This window comes from Gloeocapsopsis sp. IPPAS B-1203 (assembly GCF_002749975.1).
Lineage (GTDB): Bacteria > Cyanobacteriota > Cyanobacteriia > Cyanobacteriales > Chroococcidiopsidaceae > Gloeocapsopsis.
Window position 1 is genome coordinate 376,911 of the sequence record NZ_PEIG01000004.1, and the last position, 26,301, is coordinate 403,211.

Sequence of the window (26,301 nt, forward strand, 5' to 3'; positions counted from 1 at the left end):
GGACTGTACTGCTTTTAGACAGTAAGTCCACGGTAGATGCTCTGCGACTGAAGTCGCGGCTACATAAACGAAGTGTGCCTGCGCATACTATGAAGTTAGAATTTTATTACTGAAGTCCACGGAGGTGGATTTGTTTAGCTGCGAATTTATTCGCACTTGTATTCAAGCTACAACGTTCAATTACGCGATGCTACTGCCATCTGTTTTTGTTGCACCTTTAATCCAGGTTCTTGCTTCAGTGGCAGATATTTTTGAGCATAGCGAGTCGTAATATATTTATTGAGCTTCTTATCTATGGATATTAAAATATCTATTATCATCCGACGAATACGCCCGCGCTGCCCAAAGCTCAGCTCTACGCTCAAGGGTTGGATAATTGACATATATCGCCGCCACCCTAACTTGTTGTATTTGTTCTTAAAGTAGTCATCCTCAGTTAAATTCCATTTATCGCGCAAGCGGTGTAAGCTAGTCAATTCCCAAGCATCACTCCAGCGCAGCATATAGAAAGTCATATCCGCCCATGTCAGTGAAGCACTGGGTACATAGGTAACAATAGAATCTGGCTCTAAGTAAACACTACCACCTACTTCGTTAACTAAAATACAAAAATCTACGTGTTCTTTTGTGTTGAGTAGCTGGTCGTCAAGCATACCGACTTGAGTAAAGATATCGGTACGCACCATCATGCAATGAAATTCAGCTAGTCCTGTTTCACTGCGTTGTAGTTTCGGGCGGACATCTGCAACTTTGCGCCCTTGCAAATAAATTTTCTCAATCATTCGCCGTCGGACATTTCCGTCTTTCGTTTCCACACGTACGCCAGATTCTCCCCCTGCGCAATGGACTATTTCGTGTAAGGGTAGATGTTGGCAGATTAGGGGACTCACGATAGTAGCGTTAGTTGTCTCTGCACACTCAATGAGCTTTTGCAGCCAGCCTGGTGTAACTACTACATCATTGTCAATGAAGACAACATATTTGGTATCTACTTGAGCAAGTCCTATATTGCGTGCATGATTTGGCGAAAGATAGTGTTCAGTTCTAATCAGTTGAAAATTTTTCTCTCGCGCTTTTGCTGCTAAATAGTTCTTTATTTGTGATGGCGAACCACCATCAACGTAGACTAACTTAAAAGGAGTTTGTGTATGCTCGTAAATACTTTCAAGTGACTCGCGACTATAGCTAAAACGCTCTCGTGGTGCAACAACAATTGTAACTTGTGGTTCTACCATAGATGAAAACTCTTATTTAAAATTGATTGAAATAGAATGCGAGTACGAATAAATTCGAGGTCTAGTGCTTCGCTATTAGCGTGGGTAGGTAAGATATCTAATCTTCCCTGTGATAACTTATTTAAGCGATCGCCTCTTTAAAATTTGGATTCATTGCACTATTTGGATCTTTATTAATTAGGACTTGCTCATAAATTTGGACGAGTTGATCGTTGAGCTTATTTGTGTCGTAGTGCTGTTCTACATATGCTCGACCAGCTTGACCCATCTGTTGCCAAATTTCTGGATGGTCGCAAAGATAAGCTATCTTTTCAGCTAAGGTATCTACGTCCCGTTCTGGTACTAAGAAACCAGAAACGCCATCTTCGATCAATTCAGGAATGCCACCGTGTCTAGTACCTATAACAGGTAGACCCATCGCCATTGCTTCTTTTAAAGTGTTAACTGGAGCATCCTGATTACCATCTTTTGCTGTCACGCTAGTAGCAATAAAAATATGTGACTTGTCGAGAATTTCAATAATCTCTTGCTGATTTTTCCAGCCTAGTAACTTAACTATATGACCAACTTTCAGTTCTTGAATGAGGTTCTGTAAATCTGTTTTTAAAACTCCATCACCAATAATGTTGTACTCAATATTAGGGTGACTTTCTGCTAGCTTAGCCACAGCACGAATACTGTAAGCCATTCCTTTTTTTTCTACAAGACGACCAGTTGTAGCAAGGCGGATTTTACCATCATCAGGGAAACGTGGTTTAAAGAAAAATCGTTCGCAGTTGATTCCTGAACCAAGCACAACAATTTTCTGAGGATTACAACCAAATTTAATAACTCGTTGCCTAAAATACTCGCAGTTTGATAGAAAGAAATCTCCTTTTTTGAAGAGTTCGTTATAAACTTGCTCTCCGTATTCTTGGACATACCAACTAATATCAAAGCCCCGAAATGATGTCAATAACTTACCTTTAATAGCACCAATGTCACGCAGTAACATACCTTTAAGGGCATACATACCAAACTGACAGTGGATAATATCGTAGGATGGTTTGCCTAAAAACGGTACCATTAAGTGAAACCATTCTATGGGCTTTAGGTGCTTTTTGTATTTAAAAAGACTGAGCGATCGCATCAGTCCTATAGGATGCCTGCACCCACTAGCTAATAGCAGTGTCCAAGCTTGAAGTAACCTTAAAGTAGGATTTTTAGCTCTTTCAGGAGCATAGTAGGTTCGCTTCAGAAGCTGGTAACTTTCCACATCGGGGTGAACTTTGAAAGTATCTTCTGGTCTGTTGAGTGAATAAATATCAACTTCGTGTCCCCGATCAATCAATCCTGTAATTTGATTCAGAATAAAAGTTTCTGACAGTGCAGGAAATGATCCAACAATGAATAGTATACGCATGGTAATTTTTGAGTTTTTTTTAAACTTCTCTGAATTTAATTAAACTAAAAAGGAAACAATCGAAGTTTTTTTTAAAAAGTTTTTCAATATTTGTTCTTAAAAAGATGTAAGTTGTAAATTTACTAAGTTAGGTGCTTTTTAAAGAAGCTTTCTATTTTCTTAGAAAGATTACGTGAAGTGAATTTCTTTTTATCTCCGTGTCTTCCACCTTTGACAATTTCAAACGTTGCCTCTACTTCTACTTTTTGCAGAGCATTAAATAGTAATTGGCTTTGATTAAGTGGTACTAATAAATCCTTATCTCCATGCACGATTAAAAAGGGAGGAGCTTCTTTACTTACGTAAGTAATCGGATTAGCTTTTGCTGCTTTGTCCTGATTTTCCTCGATTAACCCACCAATAAGCGCTGCTTCTGGTGAATTTGCCGGAGTAAAATCGATGTTGCGGGAAAAGTCATTGATTCTCAAAAAATCTGTTGGACCAAACCAATCACAAACAGCTTGGACGCGGCTAGAATAATTCTGCCAACCGCCGCTTCCTTCAAACTCTTGGATGTGATGCGTAGTACCTAAAAGTGCCGCCAGATGTCCACCAGCAGAGACGCCCCAAACACCAATGTGGTGCGGATCAATATGAAACTTTTGAGCATGAGCGCGGAGAAAGCGAATAGCGCACTTACAATCTTGAATTTGAGCAGGAAAGATCGCTTCGTGGCTCAAACGATATTCAATACTGGCACAAAAAAAGCCCTGACGGGCAAATGAAACTAAATGCTTGAGTCCTTCTTTTTTGTCACCTGAGCGCCAAGCACCGCCATGAATCCAAACTAACACGGGCATTAATTTTGTTGATATTTTGGGGTGCAAAATATCCATTCTTAAGGCACGTTCTTGATTTTGAGTAAATTCAATATCCTGCAGATGAACGATACTGGTGGGAATTTTTAGCTGTGGTTTAGCGTGCCAGAAATTCAAGAACATCAAAATTGTGGTTAATTTACTACAGCTTGCTTAAATACCTAAGCTATCGGGATACCAAGGATGAAAACTGGCTGCTACGGAGCTTGGGGAACGAAATCGCTTGACTCCTGTTGCGATCGCCTCTTGCATAACTTCTTCTACTTCTTCAATCATTCTTTCTTTAGAAAAACGCTGTTCAACATAACTACGACACCTTTGCCCTAGAGTTGGATCGTGCTTTTGCCAGTTTTGAAGTGCTAGTAACTGCTGGGCTAAACCTGCAATGTCACCTGGCTCAACTTGAAAACTTTGAAACTCACCGCTGAGTACTTCAGGGATACCACCGTAGCGCAAGCCAATTGCAGGAGTACCGCAAGCCATTGATTCTGCTATAACTCGCCCAAAGGTTTCTGGCAACATACTCGGTAGTACAGACACATCCGCAGCGCGAAACATTTCTGGTACGTCACTACGCTTTCCTAACCAATGAACGCGATCGCTAATTCCTGATATTTGGCATAAATCTATGAGTTCCTGCTGATACACATCTCCTGCAACAAGGTTAAACTCAGGAGAATAGGACGCCCCTGTAATGATTAATCGTACTTGATCGGGTTGTAAACCTAAACGAGCAAAAGCCGCAATCAACATTTCGATATTCTTTGGTCGCGTAATTCGCCCTGCATAAAGCACGACAAATGCGTCAGGAGGGATACCTAATGCTCGACGAGTGATATCGCGATCGCCGCGTATTGCAAAACGCTCTAAATCGATACCGTTGTATACAACTTTGATGAGATTGGGACTAAACCCTGCTTTTAAATATGAGCTACGTGCTGCTTGGGATACAGCAATCAAGCTGGTACAAGAATTTAATCCCATCTGAATTTGAGCAGGAAAATGACGTTTTTGCGGTGGGTAGGAACGCAGGTGACAAACTAAAGGTATGCCTTTGACTCGCGCTAAAATTCCACCAAAAAATGTTTGGTAGTAATAGTTAGCGTAGATGAGATCAAATTGATGATGAATTGCTTTTAGCAGTGAAGTAATAAAACTGATGCTTGATGATGGTTTACAGCCTTGGATTCGATAAGTAGAGGCTTTGACTACTGATTTACAAAACTGTTGATAGTGTGGTAGCAGATCTCCTTCTTTACAATAAAGACAGTGTAACTCGTGCCCCCTTTCAGCTAATCCTCGACAGACGTCAAGAAGGCTCCATTCCGCCCCACCACCATCCGAAGAGGCTATATTGAGGAGAATTAAAATTTTCATAAAAATTGATGATATGACAATTTCGCGTGCTCGATGATACAAACACGCGAAAGAACGAATTTATTTACTTTTAAGAACTCTTACTGAAAATTTTGGGGTGTAGGCACACTTATCCTGTCTTCCAGGACAGTTAAAGTTAACTCGTGGTACCTTCTCTAACTATCCATAGCGCTGTGAGTTTAGCGCTAGACTTCCTGCGATATAGGATAACAGACTATTAAAGATTAGGAAAGTGGTAGCCGATAATTACGCTACCTTATGAATAACATTAAGACACGCGACTCATTTCATGCTGTAGCTGATGATACTTCCACAGTTTTCCTCGCTGACTCAGTAGTTCTTGATAACCGCCTTGTTCAATAATCCGTCCTCCTTCAAGAACAACGACTTTATCGGCACGGACAATTGTTGAAAGTCGGTGGGCGATCGCAATTACGGTACGACCAACAGCGAGTTTTTCTAAAGATTCTTGAATCAATCGTTCTGAAACAGAATCTAAAGCACTCGTTGCTTCATCCAGGATGAGAATTTCTGGATTGCGCAATAACGCCCGCGCGATCGCAATTCGTTGTCTTTGTCCGCCAGATAACCGGACACCGCGATCGCCTAACTGAGTATCAAAGCCTTGAGGTAACTCTTGAATAAAGTCTAAAGCATTTGCCAGACGAGCAGCTTCCCAAACTGCTGCTTCATCAACATCTTCCAGTGCATAGGCAATATTGTCACGTACAGAAGTATTGAAAATAAATGTATCTTGGCTGACAACTGCTAATTTACGCCGCAGTGAACTAATTTCAAATTCGCGTAAATCGACTCCATCAACAAGAATTTGACCAGCAGTTGGGTCATAAAATCTTGGAATCAAGTCAGCTAATGTTGATTTACCTGCGCCGGAAGAACCGACCAAGGCTGTCATTTCACCTTTTTTGATTGAAAGTGAAATATTGTGTAAAACAGGCTCATCTGCGTCGTAACCAAAATCGACTGCGACGTACTCAATCGCTTGCTTGAGGTTTGTAAACTTTTGTTTACCGTTGCGCGTATATGCTTTGTCATCTTTACGCAGCAATTCTTTGATGTCTCTGAGTGAACCATGAAGACCACTCATTTGCACTCTAGAACCATCAATTTGACGCAAAGTCGGCATCATGCGGAACAGCACAAACAAGAAAGTCAATAATGAGGCTAATTCTAAATATCCTCTTGGAATTAAAGTGGTCACTGCTACCACTAACATCCCAATAAGAATTGTTGTGGCAATTCCTTCTCTAAGCGGTTCTACAAGTGCTTGCGCCGATATCGCTTGCAGCGTTGCATTGAGCAAATTCTGATTAGCACCATAAAAGCGTTTGCGCTCAAAATCTTCTGCAGCAAATGCATGAACAGTGCGAATTCCATTAACTAATTCGAGTGCAACTGATGTATATCTACCACTGGCTTTTGACTTCTCAAAACTGGCTTCCCGAATTCGTCCTAATAGGGTCGATATGCCTATCGATAGTAAACTAAACAGCATCCCTGACACTAAAGTTAGTTGCCAAGACAGCAAAAACATTGAAAATAAGTATACCGAAAGCGTAATTGTTTTAGTAAGCAGTGTAGAACTGATATCAAAAGCGTGTTGCAAGTGAATAACTTCGGAAGTAAGGCTGTTAATGATTTCTCCCGACCGTTTTTTGGCAAAGTAACTGATTCGCAGCGAAATTAACTGTTCAAAGAGAAGTCGCCGTAAGCGATATGCCAAGCTAGAAGCTGAAATTCTGGTATAAAGCTTTCCTAAGTAGCTGAAACCTAAACGCAAGAAGGTTGTTAAGAGTATTAGACCAGATATCCGAAACAGTCGTTCGTTGACAGGAGCATTAACTCCTAATATGACATTATCAATCCAAGCTATTCCTGTATGAAGTTGTGCAGAGTCAGGGTGTGTCAAGCTTTGTAGAAAAGTTAGGATAAAACCAATTCCAAACCCTTCAAAAGCTGCCGCTAGGATAGTAAATGTAAATGCAAAGATTGCCGCTCTACCAAAATACTTAAACTCTCTGATCAGAAAAGAGTTTTCTCGCCAAAAGCTTGTAGTTTGGAGAATGCGGTGAATTGGTGCAGGAATTTTAACAGGCATAAATACTAGAAAAATTGATTTTAGATTTTAGATTATCTGTAGCGATTAACCGTTACTGCGCATACCAACAACACGAGCAGGTACACCTACAGCGATCGCACCATCGGGAATATTTCGATTCACAACCGCACCTGCACCAACGACAGCACCCTTACCAATCCGGACGCCATCTAGCACAATCACACCAAAGCCTAACCAGGCATCATCTTCTACGACAATACCACCTTTAGTTTGCAGCGGTTGCTTGCTCATTAATTCGCCTGGCGCTATACCGTGGTCATAAGGATAAAAAGCACAGTTAGGGGCAATTTGAACGCCACGACCGATTTGAATTGGTGCTTTATAGGCAGAAAACTGACAGCGGGGCTGAATGTGCGTATCAGAACCGATCTTGAGAATGCCACCTTCACCTGTCTGAATACAAGTATCTCCATAAAGATGAACTCGATCGGCAAGTTCAACAGCACCATTATTGATGATATTTGGTTTTTTATCTTCAAAGATCGTGACGCGATCGCCAATAAAAATATGTTTACCAAGTTTTAGCTGTGAGTGATAAAGCGTTGCACTGGGGGCAATATAGCCTTTAGCGTTAAATCTTGCCAAGCGACGACGCGCGTAATAGGGAGGAGCAAACCATGTTGCAATCCATGTTGCTAGGCGTCCAATTCTGCTTAACCCTGCAAATTGCATCCAAAATGCTGCCCAAGTTGTCGTCGCAACACCCTGTATTCCACGAGATTGCCAGGTGTTGGCAAAACGAGTCCAAACTTGAGATGAAGTAGATACCATAATGACCTGACCTAATTTTGGTACAACAATTCTTGATGTAACTGCCGTTTTGAAATAACTTTAGCTGGAACACCCACAGCAACCGAATAGGGAGGAATATCTTTTGTGACTACTGCACCAGCACCAATGACGCTACCTTGACCGATCGTGACGCCATCTAAAACTTTGACTCCAGTACCTAACCAACAGTCATCTTCGATGACAACTCCCTTGCAAGTCAATCCCTGCTCTTGAATACTACAGCTGGGATCGGCAAATTTATGATTATTCCCGTAAATTCCTGAATGTGATGCTATCAAGCAGTTTTTACCAATTTTGACCGAACCAGGACCCGCGATACAAGTGTAAGGTCCAATGTAAGTTGCTGCACCGATTTCAATTAACCCATTATCGTGTGCTTTGATATCGACGCCACAGTCTAGATTAACTTGTTCGTGAAAATAGATGCTGCAATTTTCTCCTGCTGTGTTAATTCTTACACCTGACTCGATGTGGACGCGATCGCCAATGTAAATTTTGTTATTACTTGCTTGAGTTTTATTTGTCAGAACAGCACTACTTAAAAAAGCACCGCGATTGATATTGACATTATTACCAATTTCTATATTGCGAGGTTGAATAAATTCAACACCAGTTTGAATTCGTACTGAATGACCTATTCGTGCAAAAATAGAGCGATAAATAGAGTTTCTTAAAACGATCCCTGATCCTCTAGGAATCCATTCAATTAAAGCAGTAATTAATGATTCTTTTTTATATAAATTTGCTGTAGAGGTTCTTTCCATTATACAAATCAATTTAAATATTTTTTAATAAAATCTAATTTGTTTTTAAATATGGAGTAGGCATCTTACCTGCCCCTTAAATTCTAATTCACTGCTAATTAAACACATTCTTAACTAGACATCATACAATACAATACTTTTTCATCGAGCATATCCAATAATTTGCTATCATGCTGACTATCAATCTTGCGGGCAAAATGAAAATCACTGCGAGTAATTTTCGTGTAATCTTCAATTGTTAACAACCGAGCATTTCCACTACGAATATCAGCAGGAAACTCTACAAAACGTTTATCATCGTTGCATAAATTAAATTGCGCACTATTTACTAAAACAGTTTGCATAATTGATTCTTCAGGAGCTAAAGTTTTTTGATAGTACTTTAAAACCTCAGGATGCTCGTGCAAATATTCTCTAAAATATCTAACACACTTTCGCGATAGCGTGTTCCAATACCAGCCACCGTAACATTTAAATTGTTCATTAAAAGGATGATTTTTGGCTTTTAGCCCCAAAAGTGAAAATCGCCACTGAACTAACAGAGGCGTAAAAGGTTCAATTCTTCCTAGTTTTCTTAGAAACCAACTTGTCCATTCGGGAAGGCTAATATACTGTCCAAAAAAGCGTTTTTCTCCTGCTTTACCCCAAAGACTTTGTGGTGAAAGAACATCCCAATAACGAATGAAACCGTCATACTCAGTTTGAGTCAAAAAGCTCTCAATCGTAGATATTGGTTGTGTGGGATAATCTTGACCAGAAAGACAAACAAGCCATTCAAAATTTGGACGATTAGCAAATAGCCAATCAACAGCTTCAAGATACATTGTTAATAAAGATGCGTCACCCCGTTTAGCAGCTTTTTTGCGTTGAATTAAGTCAATTCCTGAGTAATGACTGAGACTAGATAAATCGAGGTAAGAAGTACTAAAGTCATGATTAATCAAAACCTGAGAGTGAGGACTTGATTGTTTAATGACTCGTACTAGTCGCAGCACTTGTTCAGGATTTTTATGGCTTTGAATAAAGTAGCAAATCATGCGTGTATATTATTAATTAAAAGTTGCCTTTTGACTAAAGTCGCCGCTACTAAAAGCAAGTGTACCTTCGTACACTAAAATAAGACTTTTACTAGTAAGTCCACGCAGGTGGAATTTGTTTATTTAGTAGCAAATTCATTCGCCAAGCATTCTGATGATTTTTCGAGAATGTGGTTATACAAATTGAGATGTTGTTGCGCACACAATTCAATTGAGTATTCTTGAGATGCGATCGCCCGACACTGTAGATTCATGTCACTAGAAGATTGTGTGAGTAGTTGAGCAATACCTTTACTAAAGTCTTGAGCATCTTCGGGTGTAGCGAGGTATCCTGTGATACCATGTCGTACTAAATCAGGAACACCACCCACTTTAAATGAAACAACAGGCGTTCCACACGCCATACTTTCTAACGCGACGTTACCAAAAGTTTCAGCACGAGTCGGAAACAAAAATAAATCAGCAGCCGAATAACAAACCGCTTTATGGAGATCGTCACTGACATAACCGAGATTGAGTGTAGGCATTCCGACAGTTTGAGCGATCGCTTCACCGCCATGTCCTATAATCACTAATACTGTTTCTGCTTTGAGTGATGCAGGGAGGCTTTGTAAAGCTTTCAGCAGAAGATCGCCGCCTTTTTGGAAGTGATCTAACCGCACCGCTGCGAACATAAGGACGTTTTTATCTTGGGGAATTCCTAGTTGGGCGCGACATTGATCGCGATCCAAGGGTTGATAGATATCAGTATCGATCCCGTTAGGAATTTCATAAATTGGGTGGCGGTTTAATATACTTTGCTGTGCGACTTGAGTTAACCACTTACTTTTAGTGACAAATGTGATGTTAGAACGATTGTAGATCCACTCCTTGAGTTTCCACTCGATGCGCGTACCATCGCGACGGATATAGGGATTCGATTCTGGATAAGGACATTTCCCACAACCAGTTTTCCAGCGATCGCAGTCGTAACTAAAGGCGCAATGTCCTGTAAAAGCCCACATATCACACAGCGTGAATACCGCAGGCTTATTCTGTGTCAGGTAAGGTAGTGCTAAATAATTGAAAAAACCGCTGTGCGTACCGTGAAAGTGCAGAATGTCAGTGTCGATGTAAGCTGGATGCTGTTTGATTTTGAAGGAACTAACTCGGTGGATATCGTTTAATCCGAGTCTTGATGTGAATTTTTTAAGATATGTTCCAGCTGTTTCCCATCTTGACCAATGTTCGAGGACTTGCACATAAGGAGAATCGGTTGTTTTGTTTTCACACAAAATCTGAGAATCAACTCCAGCGGATCTTAGCCCCATATGAAGGCGATGCATCGAAACTGCACCACCTCCGCCCAGCTTACCCGAATCACTTGTCCACAAGTGAAGAACTTTCACTGTTTTAAACCTCTGGGATTGTTCGCGTGTCAATCAACTTTAAATGTTGTTCGCGCGATCGCGTTACGGTTATTAGAAAACTGACTTAGACAGCAAGGCTAGTAGAAGTTGTTCGTGCTTTAACTATAGGTGTGTCCTTCATCTGCTGTTTAATCTCGTCAGCTAACCTAATTGCTAAAGCCACAATCGTTAGGGTAGGATTCGACAGTCCACTTGTGGGGAAGACCGAGCTACCAGCTACATACAAATTACTTACACCATGAACTTGACAGTGTTCGTTGACAACACCTTGGCGAGGATTAGTACTCATGCGCGTTGTCCCGATGTGATGGTACGAACCTTTTATAGATTGCCAAGAAGCATCATCGTCTGTCAATTCGATTTGCATTTGACCCAGCGCAAACTGCTCAAATTTTTGGGCAATAACCTGTTGAGATCGCTTCACAGTATATTTGTCTATTGGACTCAAGCGCCAGTCGAGGTTGACGCGATTTAGTCCTAAGCGATCGCGTTCTGTACTCAGTGTAATTCGACTGTCTGGATTTGGAGCTTGCTCTGATATTAGGTGGGTTCGGTAAACAACAGATTGCTCTGTAGGTTTACGGAATAATTTTGCATAAGCTTTAGCAAGGACGCGATCAGAATTTGCAATGACTTGACCCAAATCCTCAATGGCAGAAGTTTCTTTTTTGGGAAGACCAAACTCATACTCGTGACCTTCAACAATAGCAGTCAACTCTTGAGAAGCTTTTGACTGGCGCATTTTATACTGTAAGCGCTTGAGCGCAAGGAGCCACTCTTCAACAATAGGTTTAACACGCAGACTAAAATTGAGAACTTGCTCGCGCTCTTGCATTTGTTTAGACAAACCAAAGCCTGTTCCCATAAAGGTGTTCTCGACTTCAATGTAAGGCGGTGCTACCTGATTAAAATACGATACTGTGCCTGACCATAGAATCGGATGTTCCATAAAGAATCTACCAACTAGGTCGTATTGATTTCCTAGTCCACAGGTTTGATCTTTGTTAGATAGCAACAACAACCGTGGATTTTCAATACCACCCACTGCCAAAATATAAGTTTTGGCTTTTACACAAAACTGCTTACCGTCAATACTTGCAACTCGAAGTCGAGTCACTGCACGTGCTGTATCGTTTGTTTCAATCTCTACAACGTTAGCATGAAGATAAGTTTTAATATTTCGTGCTTGCTCAAGTTCAGTTCTATAAGCCTCACCAAAGCGGACGTGTGTTGATGGAATAACTTGCCACAAATGCGTAGTAATCTCTTCTCCAAGCGATGGTATTTCCATCTGAAGTTGAGCTAAACCTGCTTGCCAATACGCTAAATCATACTCAAAAGGCCCTAAATGACAAGCTTGCTGCGCGCGATGATAGTAGGGATCTAACTCAGATTTAGTGATAGGCCAACCACTATATGGCATCCAAGAGCGTTGTTCAAAATCAATTTCATCAAGTGGACGACTCCATCCTCCCCAGAGATTCGTAGAGCCACCCAAATAACGGGCACGCGCTTCTTTTAAAGGAAAATATCTTGTTCCTACATTGTCACCTTCGTATAGTGATTGTGTTGCAGGCTCATACCCTAAACCACCACTTTCCAAAATACAAACTTCGTATGGCTGGTTACTCAATTCCCGCGCAATCGTAATTCCTGCGGCTCCAGCACCGATTATACAAATATCTGTTTCTAACAGTGTTTCTGCTGGTACGGTTAATGCATCAATAATCATGATTATTTTTGTTAAATTTTCCAAGTACTAACTGCAATCAGAGATTGAACCACGATTTATCTACTAAGCTGCAACCAATCCTCTAACTTCACTAATTGTTGATTGCAAATCTACTTCGTGCTTAATTCTTCCTTCGATATGTTCTGGATAGAAGTATTTTTCTACAACTTCTTTACCAAATCCTACAATACATTCAGCATCAAACAAAAACTCAAGTGTTAAGCATGCTGAACTAAATGTAAATATTTTAGGACTTTGCGACTGAGTAAGATCAAATTTGAGAAACAACTCCATAAATAGAACTTCAAAAGGCAAGTAGAATAAGAAATCCTCGTTAAGCAAAATAATTTTTGCATAAAGATCATTCAGTTCAGCCTGCAGTTGTAAAATCTTTTGTTTCGAGTCTCGCGGATGCGGCTTAATCAAAAGGATTGAGTTAGGTGGTATGCCTTGTGTTAACAAGAACTCTCTATATGCTTTGACTTCCCTTTCTCTAGGCATTCTATGAGCCTCAGAAAAATTGGAAGACAGCAAGATTGATACAGAATAATTTTGTATTACTGCTTTTAGTTTGTTAATGTAATCAGCATCAATTAAGTCATCTAATGCTTTTCTGAGAGTTTGAAAATTTTTTAAGTACACTGACCTATCCAGAACAACTGTTTCCATAGGCGGAACTTCACCAAAAGCATAGGGCAACGAGAAATAACCAATATCAAACTCTTGTTTACGAAATTTTTTCTTTTTAGGTAAAACTCCTTTGATTTGTTTTTTGACATTCTTATATAAATTGCTTAAGGAAAGAGCAGCTTCTTGCGATGTATTTTGTGGTAAAAAAGCTGTGTGAGAAAAGTAAATTCCAATACCATCTCCATAGCAAATTTTCTCAGCAGATTCATAAACATTCATTAAGAGTTGATTTTCTGTATTCCATGTTCTGGAAAAATAGATTTCATCAGGATTCTCAATTCCTACAAGGTTATGGACTGACTTAGCGACTTCAGACAGGCTAGAAGTGTTAACTTTATCTGTTAAAGTCTTTATTTGTTCTAAGGATAGATAAACAATTTTTTTCCATGAGTAGATGGAGTTAGCCATCTTTTGAATAAAAGCAGCAAACTCTTCGTTTTGTCCTTGAGGGGCAAATAAAGGGGTAATAACAAGATAATCTTCATAATTACAGTTCAATTGCTGTTCTTTGGCTCTATAGTTGAGCACTGACAAAGCTGTAACTAACTGAATGCTACCAAAGCAAGCTACCAAACGCTTGATTGTTTTTTGTGACATATTTATTGACTGACAAAACTATTGACAACTAGCAATTAGCATCTCGCAAATTTCTCTAACCGCCCCTTGTCCGCCAGGGAGTTTAGTAATATAAATTGCAATACTTCGATTTGCACTCATAGCATCAGCAACTGTCATGGGACAACCGACAGCTTGCAGTACCTCAAGATCGTTAATATCATCGCCAACATAAGCTACTTGAGAAAGCGAGATATCTAACTTTTGACAAAGAGTTTTTAACTGAGAGAGTTTGTCTTTTACACCTAAGAAAGTGTGAGTAATGCCTAAATCTTGAGCGCGATTGAGTGTTGATAATGCAGATTTCGCAGTAATGATGGCAACTTCTACACCAGCTTGCTTTAACAGCTTAATTCCTTGACCATCTTTAATATTGAATTTTCGCAGAACTTGACCAGTTTCTGTATAGTAAAGTCCGCCATCAGTGAGTACGCCATCAACGTCTAAAGCTAAAAGCTTAATTTGTGATAAACGCGATCGCAGTTCTGATGTAGAAATATCTGTCATGACAATTACACAGTTGTGGGGACAGCTTGCAAACTATTACGCACGTTGAGTACTTGCTTGAGAACAGATTCTAGTTCAGCTAAAGGAATCATATTCGGACCATCACTCGGTGCATTATCAGGATTTTCATGAACTTCCATAAATAATGCATCGATGCCAATCGCAGCAGCAGCACGGGCTAAGTATGGCACAAACTGGCGCTGTCCTCCTGATTTATCACCTTGTCCTCCTGGCATTTGTACGCTGTGGGTTGCATCAAACACAACAGGATAGCCAAACTCACGCATTTGTGGTAAAGAACGAAAATCGACAACTAAGGTGTTGTAGCCGAAACTTGTCCCGCGTTCAGTTAACAGAATTCGCTTGGTTCCGCCTGACTCGAGTTTGCGCACAACATTTTTCATATCCCAAGGACCTAAAAATTGTCCTTTTTTCACGTTGACAACTTTACCTGTCGCCGCAGCAGCGAGTAATAAATCAGTTTGGCGACATAAAAAAGCCGGAATTTGCAAAACATCCACAACTTCTGCGACAATTGCAGCTTGATAACTTTCGTGAATATCTGTAAGAACCGGAACTCCAACTTCTTCTTTCACTCGTTGCAAGATTTGCAGTCCAGTTTCTAAATTTTGTCCTCGAAAAGAATTGATTGAGGTACGGTTAGCTTTATCAAACGAAGATTTAAAGATGAACGAAATCCCCAAGCGATCGCACACCTTGGCAATCTGTTCTGCCATAAATAGCGTAAAGTCCCCAGATTCAATCACACAAGGACCACCAATCAAAGTAAGGGGACAGTTGTCACCAATTGAAATATTGTTTGTAATTTGAGTTTGAATCATTTGTTAATACACTTTTGTTGCAAATAAACATAACATCAAGGCTGGTAATTGGTCATTGGTCATTGGAAACGCACCAAGAATAATATCTATTACCTGTTACCCATTACCCATTACCCACTTTACTTTAAAACTTGATAAAGCTCTCGATACACCTTATCTTCAGCCAAGTTTTGACAAGCGAAAGCATAAGCTTTGTCTGAAAAATTCTTTCTTATTTCTTCATTTTCAATAAGTGTCGATATCTGCTCCAATGCATCTTTCGGACTATCGCTGACTAAAAATGCCTCATTAATTCCGTGTTCTAATCCTTCGGCACCAACTGTCGTAGTTACTAAAGGTTTGCTATGACATAAAGCTTCAACGTTTTTTATTTTAAGCCCTGTGCCAAAATATACTGGGTTGATGACAATATCTGCTTCTTTATATACACTTTCTAGGTCATTAGTCCAACCAGTTAGTTGGACATTAGCAGGAATTTCAACATCAGTTAATTCTTCGCAAATTCTTCCTACTATGTGTAACTTAATCTTGTACTTAAATTTTTCTATAAGCTTAACCCATACCTTCTTGAGAAAGTGGGCGATCGCTTTTTTATTAGAAGCATTAGGTCCAGCAACATAAGTAATATTAATCGGTGATTTATTTAAAAACTCATGTTTTTGAGGTTGACTAGGATGTCCTACCTGAATAACATGATGCTCAGGTAGCATTTTCTTAAAAGTTTCTTTATCTTTATTTTGAATTGCTAGTATAACATCAAAGAGACTTAATAGCTGTTTTTCCTCTTCTGCTGTAATTTTTATTTCTGATTCTCCATTCGCTCGAAACTTTTCATATCTTTGATACACTACATCATGTGTATCGATCAAAGTTAATGGTCGTGTTTCAACTTTATTAATGTCTTTGACTAAATAGGCAAGTCTAATATATTCAACAATAATTGCTTCTGGATTTAATTCTTGACATACACTACGAAAGTATTCTTGATGTTCTTGACTAAAAAAATTAATAAGTTCTATTTTTTGATTTTGCCTATTTTGAATTTTTAAAGATTTTTTAAAAAAAAGATTCTTCAACGATCTTACTTTTTTCTTAAAAAGAATTTTCCCTTTTCTTAAAATATCAGACTGAGTAGTAGTATTGCAATCAATACTCAAAAAACCACAGCTTTTATTAAAGACTTTGAACTCATGGTCGTAAGCAAGTTTAATTAAATCAATCTCTGTGTTTGTCAGCTTGCCAATAAAAAATACAGAAACATCGAACTTTTTTCGGACTAAGTACTGATACAAGTCAGAAATTCTTTTTGCTGAGCCTTGCTCTTGACGCCAAAATTTGCGATCTGTAGCGAGTAGTATCGTTTTCATATCTTTAGCTCCCCTGATGTAGATGCTCGATGTTAGATACCCATAGTCTTTGAGAACAAAGATTTAGCTATGGATATTGAGTAAAACTTAATATGAATATGTGCTGCGATCGCCGTTGGCTATTATAAACTCCCTGCACAAATTTGTAGATGCCTTCTAATAAGAGTCAAGGCTAGCTAAAAATAGCTGTGCATTCAAACTTTTGTCAAAACTTTAGATGGAGATTGCGTAAAATTTAGTTTTGGCATTCGGCGGGTAACGCGCTCTAAAGAATCAGCGAGTCTACCTTTAACCTGAAATGCTTGTTGTACTAAAGATGGGGCATCACACCAATGTTTGTAAGCGGGAACGACTGTACCCATCAAAAAACAACGCCAGCTGTTCAACAGGATATAATGTTGCGTTTCTCTAGCCCGTAGTTGACCATTATCGACCATAGCACGACGAAATGCTACGTCATCTCGGAGTCGTTGTAGCATAGCTAGCAACTGAGTTGGTGAAGTCGCCTCTAAGTAATCTAACTCGTTTCTGCGCTCTGCTTGAAAAGCAGATTCGCGACCAAGAATTGCTGGTACACCAGCATGCCATGCATTATATAACTTCAAAGCAGGTCTGACCGTATGGTCTTGGTTATCAAAGCTGCGCACAGCAACAACAGCATCAACATCACTATAGTTGTTCCAAGAGTCTTCACCGGCGATTTGCCAACGCAAACCCAACGCTTGCACTTGTTCAGCCCAAGATGGGTGTTTCAGTTCTGGTGCTAAGTTTTGTTCGCGACCAAAGAAAGTGATATTTTCAAAGCGATCGCCACGTGCAGGATCGCGAGGAATTAAACCTGGTTGGGGTGCCCAATGAGGAATGTAGTAGCTATTGTTAATTGAGTAACCGTCTTGAGAAAGTAACTCTTGAGGATTAAGGACAATATGAAAATGTGCCCAAGGGTGTCGCCGCGAGCGATCGGCTACAATACACACCAACATCACTTTAGAGTCAGGTTTCCACTTCTGCCAAAAAATAGATTTGTGATATGCAATAACGATGCCTTCAGTTGGCATTTTGCCAGTTAGCTGACAAGGAAATCCATCTGCTTTTAAGCGGAGATAAGTTTGTAAAGTACAAGCAAATATCCCAGGATTAAAAAGTTGCCAGTGCTGATCAATCCATTCTAGATCAGTATTGTCGGGTGAAAAGTTTTCCGGCCAATGCTCTTGAGCAATATAAAAATAAATAGGTGGTAATGCTTCAGTACCAGAGTTATCAATGACATTTTGAGTTAGCAGCATTGTTAAACTACACTTGTGTTCGTGAATTATGGAAAAGTTCCCTACAACTGAAGTCGGGGCTACTCAGGCATAGTTTTGAGTTTTGTTAGCGTAGCGGTGCCTTAGCACATTTTGAGTTTTGAATTAAGAGAGTTTTGAATTTTTCGCGTAGCGTGGCAAAGCATTAGAATTTCTTAAACTCAACACTTCACGGCTCTCTTAAACTCAACACTCATAACTCATAACTCATAACTCTAAATTGGTGGACTTTTTCTATTTAGGTGTGAATTTATTCGCTCAACATTCTTGTTGATGTTAACTACTGAATTTTCAAGCCCGTATCTGAGCAAGCCATCCTTATAAGCCTTGGGCGATCGCAATCTTCCCAAATTACCGTCGCTGTAACTCGTGCCAAATTTCCGTTTTTGTCTGACCTGAGGTTTTCTATTCTCATATGCTTAGTCCTTGTTAGACGTACAACGGCTTACTATCTATACATTGCTACTGCATCTGATGCCATAACTGTTGATGCCATAACTGTTTTCACGCGATCCGCCAGTCGAATTGCCAGCGCAATGATGGTAAGAGTGGGATTAGCGGCACCTCCCGTCGGAAAAACAGAACTACCTGTAATGAACAAATTGGAGACTCCATGAACTCGGCAGTTTTCATCGACAACGCCCTGCTTCGGATCGATATGCATGCGTGTTGTTCCCATATGATGTCTTCCGCCGACACACTTTGGTTTACGTCGATCCAGCGTAACCAATGATTGAAACTGACCTAGCCCAGCGTGCTCAATCTCTTCTCTGAGAATTTCCTGTACCTGCTGGAGGCTATGGATTTCTAGGTCGCTCCAATGCCAGCGGAGCGGCTGGATTTTCCTTAAACCAAGGCGATCGCGTTCATCGCTAAGCATGACTCGAATGTCTGGATTAGGTGGCTGCTCTGTAACAGACCATACCTGGAATGCTCTAAATCTCTTTTCATTACCTTGGCAGTGCGACCAACCACCGTGACTGATATCGTAAGGAAATTCTTTCACGTTAGAAGCGCGTCTGTAGATGCGTGTCACGATCTCGTCAATGCCGCCAATTGCATTGTTCAAATGTTGGAGCAAATCCTTTGGTACCTTTGCATGGCGGATTGACGACAGCAAGACTTTAAGTGACTTAATGGCTGGTGACTCATAGATAGATTTGGGAACAAGGAGCAAATAACTATTCAGTAACTGCTGACGGCGCATTACTTCTTCAGTCAGAGACAGTTTTCCCATTACCGGTATGTTGTTCGTCCAGCGGATATCGTATAAACCTGCTGAATTAAAAATCTGTCGCTCTGAAGGAATAAACATCCCCAGACGAACAACTGGATGTTCCATAAAAAACCTGCCAACCAAATCGTGTTGATTGCCTAAACCGACATTTTGAGTCTTGTTAGATAGCAGCAATAACCGGACATTTTCAATACCACCCGTAGCCAAAATAAATACTTTTGCCTTAACCCAAAATCCATTCCCCTGAAAACAAGCTACTCGGACGCGAGTTACAGTTTTAGCTATATCATCAGTTTCAATCTCCACCACGTTGGCATTGAGGTAGGTGGTAATATTTTCAGACCGCCTGATTTCACTACGAAGTTCGTGGGTGAAAATCTTACGGGGGGAGAACTGATACGTGGTAGTGGCTATTCGGCTTCCAGTGAAGGGCAGTCGAGGAGTTTGCTCATCTTCCCAATCTTCAGCATCATAAGCAAAAGGTCTCAATCTACAAAGATGTTGGGCGCGTTCGTAAAACGGATCGAGGTGAGACTTGCTAAAGGGCCAACCACTATATGGCAGCCCATCTCGTTTTTCAAAATCTATTTTGTCCAGCGGCAAAAGCCTAACGCTATTGTGCCAGAAGTTGGCGGCACCACCAAACTGACGACAGAGCGACAGGCTCAGATCTTGATAGAGTTCATCAATAATTTCGCCCTTGCATAAAGACTGAAGGTCTTCATCGGGCGGCTCGGTTTGTCCACTCTCTAGCAGACAAACTCGAAAGTTCTGTCCTATAAGTTCACGTGCTAGTGTAATTCCTGCTGGTCCAGCACCGATAATGCAAACTTCAGTTTTAATAATCTCGTCTGTGGGTATTGTGCGTGCATCAATTAACATGTAACGAGTCTCCTCTTAACTCAGTTAGCGTCGGCATTGGTAATTGCCGCAACAACCTTGTTTTCGTATCCAGCACTAACCAAAGCAGGTGCTTGTTTTTCTTGCTGCCAGCAAATGACCACATTTCAGATAACTGAAATGATAATTTCATAATCAGATTTAAAGCCTCTAATAGAGTTAGCTAGCCAGGCTAACTGCTGATCTAATAAGTGTGCGCGATTGAATGTTGGGATAGCAATTGTGAGTAAACTGTTCATCTCTTTACGTTTTGCCCGTTCAATGGTAAAGAGCTGCACTCACTTACTGATGAGTCATCTAAAGTTTATGCAACATTGTTTTTAACGAGATTACTGCGCGTATTAATAACACGTGCAGGCGATCCCACAGCGATCGCACCATCGGGAATATCTTTAGTCACAACAGCACCTGCACCAATCACGGCTCCTTTACCAATATGAACTCCATCTAAAACAATGACTCCGTAGCCTAACCAAGCATCATCATCAATCGTGATGCCACCTTTAGCTTGCAACGGCTGATTCTTGATCGGTTCATGAGGTGCAATGCCATGATCGTAAGGATAAAAGGCACAATTTGGTGCAATCATCACACCACAACCAATGTGAATTGATCCTTTGTAAGCGGAAAACTGACAGCGAGGTTGAATGCCTGTATCTGCCCCAATCTTGATGCTACCGCCAGCACCAGTTTCTATACAAACATCTTGATGAATGCGGACGCGATTTCCTATCTCTACAGAACCTGTACCGTCGTCCTGATAAATTGTGACGCGATCGCCAATGAAAACATTAGTACCCAGTTGCACATCCGCATGATAAATACTGGCACTAGGTGCTACGTAGCCTTTGGGATGGTAACGAGCTAAACGACGGCGTTGTCTATAGGGCGGAGCAGTCCAAGTCGCGAGGCGAGTAGCAAAATGCCCAAAATAGCCAGACCAAGCAAACTTCATCCAAAAGCGCGTCCAAAGTGAGCCAACACTCGGTATATCACCTGTGTGTGACTTGGAAGCACGAGTCCAAATATGCTGACTTGAGGAAGATGCCATAACAGAACTTATAAAATGATGATTAAACTATGCTTTTGGCAAATAAGGACTTCGCTTGTAGTAAATCAGCAGGAGTATTGATTTCAAGCACAGCTTTTTGAGTTTGGCAGACAATAATGGAGTATCCGTGCTCTAAAACTCGCAATTGTTCTAAACCTTCACACTGTTCTAATGGTGTCGGAGTCAGCTGAGCGTAGTCAGCTAAAAAGTCCCGTCGAAAAGCATAAAGTCCGAGATGGTGAAACACCGGAACCGCACCTTGGTTACGGAAGTAGGGAATGGGAGCACGCGAGAAGTAAAGGGCGCGATTGTTGCGATCGCACAGCACTTTTACTGCATTCGGGTTAAAGTAATCTGTTTCTTGATCTAACGGGCAAGCCAACGTTGTCATATCCGGTGCTTTGCCTTCCAAATAAGGAGAAACCAATTGCATCAGCATTTCAGCCGTGACAAAAGGTTGATCTCCTTGAACATTGGCGATCGCTTGCATCTGCGGATATCTTTGAGCAACTTCAGCAACGCGATCTGTACCCGTTTGATGAGCACTGCTGGTCATTTCTACTGCGCCACCAAATTCTCGCACGCAATTTGCTACGAGTTCGCTATCTGTGGCAACAACAACTTTACTAAAAGCTGGACAACTTTGAGCGGCTTCATAAACCCACTGCACCATAGGACGATCTTTAATCATCACTAAAGGTTTACCAGGGAAGCGTTGCGAGTCGTAACGTGCAGGAATGACAGCCAAGATTTCCATAATGACTCCGAAATAGTAATGTGTTGTAGGAATAGCAGAGGTCAGAGGGCGCTGGCGCAGACCTTCGGTTCAGAGGTCAGGGATCAGGGTTAAGATAGTTCAATTGCTATACATACATAAACGAAGAAGCAGAAGTGCAGAGGTTTCCAATACTAGAGTGATTTCATAGTCCACGAAGGTGGACTTCGCTTCTATAGCCGCGACTTCAGTCGATAGGCGTGTTATACGCAGTTGAGTTAGAAATTGCAGAACCTAATTCCCGTATTACCTGACGTTCAGTTGCATCTAACTCAGCGAAAAATTCCCGATCGATTAAAGAAAATCCCGCATCGGTGTGAAATACCCAGCCAGCAGCACCATTAGTTTTTGCTTCTTGTGCAGCTTGCAAAAACTGCTCTTTAGTAAAGTCTCCACCGCGCCAACCATTACGATGATCCTCCTGTACATAAACAGGACGATTGCTATTAATGCTGCGGAGATGTTCCTTAGTTTGAGCAACACGAGTTCCTGTGTCGCCATACCATCTCGAATTACGTGTAAAGTGTGGCGCTATGACATCAATACCAGTTTTGACCTCCTGCGTCAAAACATCAGGGTTAAGCGTGTTTCCTCGCATCCACGCAGCATAGTTAGAAGTAAAAATGATAGCGCGTGCATTCTCAGCTTTAGCAATGAAGTAAAGCTGGCGAATATCCGAGTGCGAAAGTGCAGCTTCCCCTCCTAAGTTATGTTCATTTTGCAAGTCAAAAATCACATTGGGTTCATTGCGCAATGCTCTCACAGCAGCTTGAACTGCTCTATCGCGGGGAATTTCGCTATACCCTGTAATTGTCACATCAACAACAATACCTCTGTCGTTAGCAGCACGAACCAGCGCCAAGAGTTCTTCTGATTTTGTTAAATTGCCTTCTTCATCAAAAAAGCCGCGATTTCTCCAATCTAAGAACACGCGGATCAGGTTAAAGTTATATTCTGCTAAGCGATCTAAATCAGATTCACGCCAGTGAACTGCATCAAAATAACTCACACCTAATAGAAAAGTTGGCTGACCATTAATTGTGAACTTATCGCCAGCAATTCCGACACGAGTTTCTCTTGACGCTTTGAGGTTTGTTACGGCTTCTGGAGCAACCCTTGGAGATTGTGCATATGTGACAGATGGTGGTAGCACGAACAGCATACTACTGCCCACTACCAGCAAAGTGCTTATTAGAGGACGTCGCATAGTTTTATTGTGCTTTTTGTGATTGTGTTATGGCATTGGTCAATATAGCCTTAGAATCATTGCTCCAACAGGCAAGGCTTACCCTACCCCTGTTTTCTTTTAACTCTGAACCCCGACCCCTGAACCGAAGGTCTGCGCCAGCGCCCTCCGACCTCTGTATACATTAAATTCCGCACCGCACAATATCGTGCAGTCGAATCAAACCGATACAATGCTGTTGCCCATCTACAACAGGTAAAATCGAAATTTGTGATGGTCGATTTTCCATCAATTCCAGCGCATGAAAGGCAAGTAATTCTGGAGAAACCACAACCGGATTTGCGGTCATGATTGCGATCGCATTAAACGATTCCAAATCTTTGTGTTGAGCTTTTTGCAACAAGCGCCGCAAATCTCCATCTGTAATAATTCCGAGTAAGTGACCCAACTCATCTACTACATTAACGGCTCCCAAACCACCCTTACTAATTGTCGTTAATACTTCAATCCAAGAAGCTTGAGGCGACACAGTGGGATTTTCGACCCCACTGTGCATTAAGTCTCGCACTCGCAATGTCAAGCGCTTACCCAAGCGTCCTGCAGGGTGGTTCACAGCAAAATCTTCGGGCGTTAACCCTTTGACTTGCATCAGAGTCATCGCCAGCGCATCTCCAATAGACAAAGCAACAGTTGTACTCGTCGTTGGTGCAAGATTGAAAGGACACGCTTCTTTATCTACAGCAGCATCCATCACAACATCAGCATTACGAGCTAAGGTAGAGCGCAGATTGCCTACTAAAGCAATAATAGGCACTTGTCGAGCTTTGAGGTGCGGTAACATGACAACAAGCTCATCAGTTTCACCGCTGTTACTTAAAACCATCGCAACATCATCTGATGTGACGATTCCCAAATCGCCATGTAGCGCATCGGCAGGATGCAAATAGACAGCTAGTGTTCCAGTACTTGTCAAAGTTGCAGCAATTTTACGTGCCACAATTCCTGACTTGCCAACACCAGCTAACACCACTTTGCCCCGACAATTGGCTAATATCTCAACTGCCTTTTCGACGTGTTCCGATTGCAAGCGATTTGCTGCTTTAGTAATTGCTTCTGCTTCTAACTTGAGCAGTTCTACAACTTGTAAAACATAAGTTTTATTGTCAATACATTGCATATTGTTGCTCCCTGCTCGCAAGCTAACTATTATTTTTAATGACAAAATGTGCTGTGAACTAAATTATTTAGCTCAACTAATAAGTTGTTTGATTTTTCTCCAATATTTAATGTGATTAGCCTCTTGATATTTTGAGTTATCAAATAAGGGCTTTTTCACTTCTCCAACCAAGTTCACAAAATATCTTGGGTGCTCTGTCAATGAACGTATAGTAACTCCATGTACTGCATAAATTGAATTTAAGAACAATACAAGTACATTGCGCTCATACTTAATTGCTTTACAAGCTTCAACAGCATAACCAGTCAAAGCATTGCTTCTAAATCCTTGAATCTTACCATTTTTAAACTTATAAAGTTGTAAGTTTCCTCCTGTAGAATCATCTTTTGGATCGCGTAGATAAAATAAACCAGCAAATAGCTTATCGGCGAAATCAATATGCGCACTTCTTACCGAAGTTGGACGAATGGTTACAGGAGTGTTTACACAAATCAGTGCATCCAATAACACATCTGCGTTGTCAAAGGTATCAATTTTTCTGACTCCGGAAGTAAGTGAATCAAAGGAGCCATAGTCTTGTTCAAAATTAGGATACAACTGAAGAATATGATCTTTAAATATCTCGATAAACTGCTGAAAAAATAGGTTTGATGAGTGAAGTTGGATAAAATCTTTCCATAGAGGACTTATTTGTTCATCATTGAAAGTGTCTTCTGCAATGTAATGAAATCTGACATTACTAGAAGTTGTTGTTGGCACATTATCTTTACTCTGCTTTAAGGTATCAATTGATGGATATTCTGCCATTAATTTTGCACATAGATCCTCATCTAGAGCATCTTTAACAACAATGTGAGGAAATGGTTCAGCAATAACGTCGCTAGCTTGTACTTTGGATAACAGGGTTCTCATTTTCTGGCTCTACAAAAGTAAGGGTAAAATGCGAAAATACGCAACTAGGAAAGCCAGAAATCTTCTAGTGTCGTAGATATGAACCATGTCGCAATAACACCTTTATATGTTTTAGTTCCGAACTTAAATGGAGAAAGGTAATTACTTTTATTTCAATGTGAATTCAATTGAACTAGAGCAGTTAGCTCTTAGCTAATTCTCAAATAATTACGACTAATTGCTTTCATATGTTTTCACTGCTCAGCTCTTGTTCACCAAACTAATCTTGATTGCCCGTTCTCTCACTTGCCCAAAATCTACTTTTGCTAGAAGTTTCTTTAAGCCTTCCCATTTGCAAAAGTGTTAAAAAAGTCAAGAACACTGTTAGGGTGCAATGTTCTTAACTTGCTTGCCTCAATAATGCCCTGCGACTGAAGTCGGGGCTACTCAAACGAAGTGTGCCTCCGCACACTATGATTGATAGATTTATGAGGGTAAGGCATGCCTTACCCGTAAGTCCACGGAGGTGGACTTTGTTTATCTAGTAGCGAATTTATTCGCCTAGAATTTGTTATTTGTGCTTAACCAACACCGAGAGGAAGACGAGAAGCGAAGTGAGCATCTTGTTCGCGGCGGAGTTGATCGCAAAGACGACCATGAGGAAGTTCAACATCATCATAAGTCAGCACAGCATCCTTAGGTAAATCGCGCTTCAAACGACAACCCTCAGCCAAGCCCATCGGCAACAATCGTTGTGCCTGCACAACAGGCGCATTCTCACACTGCCCATAAGTCATATACTCGCCAATGCCATCAAGCACTTCACCCGCCTTCAAGTCAATCTTAGCAGTAGTGACCACCTCAACCACTGGACCGGCTAGTGGAGAAAGCACGCGATCGCCAAACAACACCGCCCGCGCCACAGACAGCGGCACCTCAAAATGACATAAGTGATAAGGAGTATAGAAGCTATACAGTGGACCTTCACCTAACTTGTACAAATTGAGATAATGG

Annotated in this window: 21 protein-coding genes and 2 pseudogenes; all 23 read right to left on the reverse strand. The window is 40.9% G+C overall.

Annotated elements, in window-relative coordinates:
• Positions 1 to 176 precede the first annotated feature (176 nt).
• A complete protein-coding gene (locus CSQ79_RS09805) occupies positions 177 to 1,235 on the reverse strand; it encodes a glycosyltransferase family 2 protein (RefSeq protein ID WP_099700994.1) in 1,059 nt (352 codons plus the stop codon).
• Positions 1,236 to 1,356: 121 nt separating this feature from the next.
• Positions 1,357 to 2,637, reverse strand: a complete 1,281-nt coding sequence (locus CSQ79_RS09810; RefSeq protein ID WP_099700995.1) for a glycosyltransferase — start codon at positions 2,635 to 2,637, stop codon at positions 1,357 to 1,359.
• Positions 2,638 to 2,759: 122 nt separating this feature from the next.
• Positions 2,760 to 3,617 (reverse strand): alpha/beta hydrolase, encoded by an 858-nt coding sequence (locus tag CSQ79_RS09815; RefSeq protein WP_099700996.1) that lies wholly within the window; start codon positions 3,615 to 3,617, stop codon positions 2,760 to 2,762.
• Positions 3,618 to 3,647: 30 nt separating this feature from the next.
• On the reverse strand, positions 3,648 to 4,871 hold the full coding sequence (locus CSQ79_RS09820) for a glycosyltransferase family 4 protein (protein WP_099700997.1): 1,224 nt from the start codon (positions 4,869 to 4,871) through the stop codon (positions 3,648 to 3,650).
• A gap of 268 nt (positions 4,872 to 5,139) precedes the next feature.
• The gene (hepA, locus tag CSQ79_RS09825; RefSeq protein ID WP_099700998.1) at positions 5,140 to 6,990 is read right to left on the reverse strand and encodes a heterocyst formation ABC transporter subunit HepA; all 1,851 of its coding nucleotides are present in this window, start codon (positions 6,988 to 6,990) and stop codon (positions 5,140 to 5,142) included.
• Positions 6,991 to 7,035: 45 nt separating this feature from the next.
• The gene (locus CSQ79_RS09830; protein WP_099700999.1) at positions 7,036 to 7,782 is read right to left on the reverse strand and encodes an acyltransferase; all 747 of its coding nucleotides are present in this window, start codon (positions 7,780 to 7,782) and stop codon (positions 7,036 to 7,038) included.
• Positions 7,783 to 7,793: 11 nt separating this feature from the next.
• On the reverse strand, positions 7,794 to 8,567 hold the full coding sequence (locus CSQ79_RS09835; protein WP_099701000.1) for an acyltransferase: 774 nt from the start codon (positions 8,565 to 8,567) through the stop codon (positions 7,794 to 7,796).
• A 110-nt stretch (positions 8,568 to 8,677) separates the two neighbouring features.
• Positions 8,678 to 9,604: a beta-1,6-N-acetylglucosaminyltransferase gene (locus tag CSQ79_RS09840; protein ID WP_099701001.1), complete on the reverse strand. Its 927-nt coding sequence runs from the start codon at positions 9,602 to 9,604 to the stop codon at positions 8,678 to 8,680.
• A 119-nt stretch (positions 9,605 to 9,723) separates the two neighbouring features.
• Positions 9,724 to 10,992, reverse strand: coding sequence for a glycosyltransferase family 4 protein (locus CSQ79_RS09845; RefSeq protein ID WP_099701002.1), 1,269 nt, complete (start codon positions 10,990 to 10,992; stop codon positions 9,724 to 9,726).
• A gap of 85 nt (positions 10,993 to 11,077) precedes the next feature.
• On the reverse strand, positions 11,078 to 12,745 hold the full coding sequence (locus CSQ79_RS09850) for an FAD-dependent oxidoreductase (protein ID WP_099701003.1): 1,668 nt from the start codon (positions 12,743 to 12,745) through the stop codon (positions 11,078 to 11,080).
• A 63-nt stretch (positions 12,746 to 12,808) separates the two neighbouring features.
• On the reverse strand, positions 12,809 to 14,032 hold the full coding sequence (locus CSQ79_RS09855) for a polysialyltransferase family glycosyltransferase (protein WP_099701004.1): 1,224 nt from the start codon (positions 14,030 to 14,032) through the stop codon (positions 12,809 to 12,811).
• A gap of 18 nt (positions 14,033 to 14,050) precedes the next feature.
• Positions 14,051 to 14,557 carry a KdsC family phosphatase gene (locus CSQ79_RS09860; protein ID WP_099701005.1) on the reverse strand — a complete coding sequence of 169 codons (507 nt, stop codon included), beginning with the start codon at positions 14,555 to 14,557 and terminating at the stop codon, positions 14,051 to 14,053.
• A 5-nt stretch (positions 14,558 to 14,562) separates the two neighbouring features.
• The gene (gene kdsA, locus CSQ79_RS09865; RefSeq protein ID WP_099701006.1) at positions 14,563 to 15,399 is read right to left on the reverse strand and encodes a 3-deoxy-8-phosphooctulonate synthase; all 837 of its coding nucleotides are present in this window, start codon (positions 15,397 to 15,399) and stop codon (positions 14,563 to 14,565) included.
• A 119-nt stretch (positions 15,400 to 15,518) separates the two neighbouring features.
• Entirely contained in the window at positions 15,519 to 16,766 is a 1,248-nt protein-coding gene (locus tag CSQ79_RS09870) for a glycosyltransferase family 4 protein (protein ID WP_099701007.1), read from the reverse strand.
• Between the two features lie 194 nt (positions 16,767 to 16,960).
• A complete protein-coding gene (locus CSQ79_RS09875; protein WP_099701008.1) occupies positions 16,961 to 18,052 on the reverse strand; it encodes a hypothetical protein in 1,092 nt (363 codons plus the stop codon).
• Between the two features lie 466 nt (positions 18,053 to 18,518).
• Positions 18,519 to 20,189, reverse strand: a complete 1,671-nt coding sequence (locus tag CSQ79_RS09880; protein ID WP_099701009.1) for an FAD-dependent oxidoreductase — start codon at positions 20,187 to 20,189, stop codon at positions 18,519 to 18,521.
• A 134-nt stretch (positions 20,190 to 20,323) separates the two neighbouring features.
• Positions 20,324 to 20,446 (reverse strand): annotated as a pseudogene (locus tag CSQ79_RS28855) (glycosyltransferase family 2 protein); the annotation flags it as partial.
• Positions 20,447 to 20,511: 65 nt separating this feature from the next.
• Positions 20,512 to 21,258: an acyltransferase gene (locus CSQ79_RS09890; RefSeq protein ID WP_099701010.1), complete on the reverse strand. Its 747-nt coding sequence runs from the start codon at positions 21,256 to 21,258 to the stop codon at positions 20,512 to 20,514.
• A gap of 22 nt (positions 21,259 to 21,280) precedes the next feature.
• Positions 21,281 to 22,015 carry a 3-deoxy-manno-octulosonate cytidylyltransferase gene (kdsB, locus tag CSQ79_RS09895; RefSeq protein ID WP_099701011.1) on the reverse strand — a complete coding sequence of 245 codons (735 nt, stop codon included), beginning with the start codon at positions 22,013 to 22,015 and terminating at the stop codon, positions 21,281 to 21,283.
• A gap of 205 nt (positions 22,016 to 22,220) precedes the next feature.
• Entirely contained in the window at positions 22,221 to 23,240 is a 1,020-nt protein-coding gene (locus tag CSQ79_RS09900; protein ID WP_143755447.1) for a glycoside hydrolase 5 family protein, read from the reverse strand.
• Positions 23,241 to 23,403: 163 nt separating this feature from the next.
• Positions 23,404 to 24,396: a KpsF/GutQ family sugar-phosphate isomerase gene (locus CSQ79_RS09905; RefSeq protein WP_099701013.1), complete on the reverse strand. Its 993-nt coding sequence runs from the start codon at positions 24,394 to 24,396 to the stop codon at positions 23,404 to 23,406.
• A 72-nt stretch (positions 24,397 to 24,468) separates the two neighbouring features.
• Entirely contained in the window at positions 24,469 to 25,308 is an 840-nt protein-coding gene (locus CSQ79_RS09910; RefSeq protein WP_099701014.1) for a 2OG-Fe(II) oxygenase family protein, read from the reverse strand.
• Between the two features lie 560 nt (positions 25,309 to 25,868).
• Positions 25,869 to 26,301, reverse strand: a pseudogene (locus tag CSQ79_RS09915) (NAD(P)-dependent oxidoreductase); the annotation flags it as partial.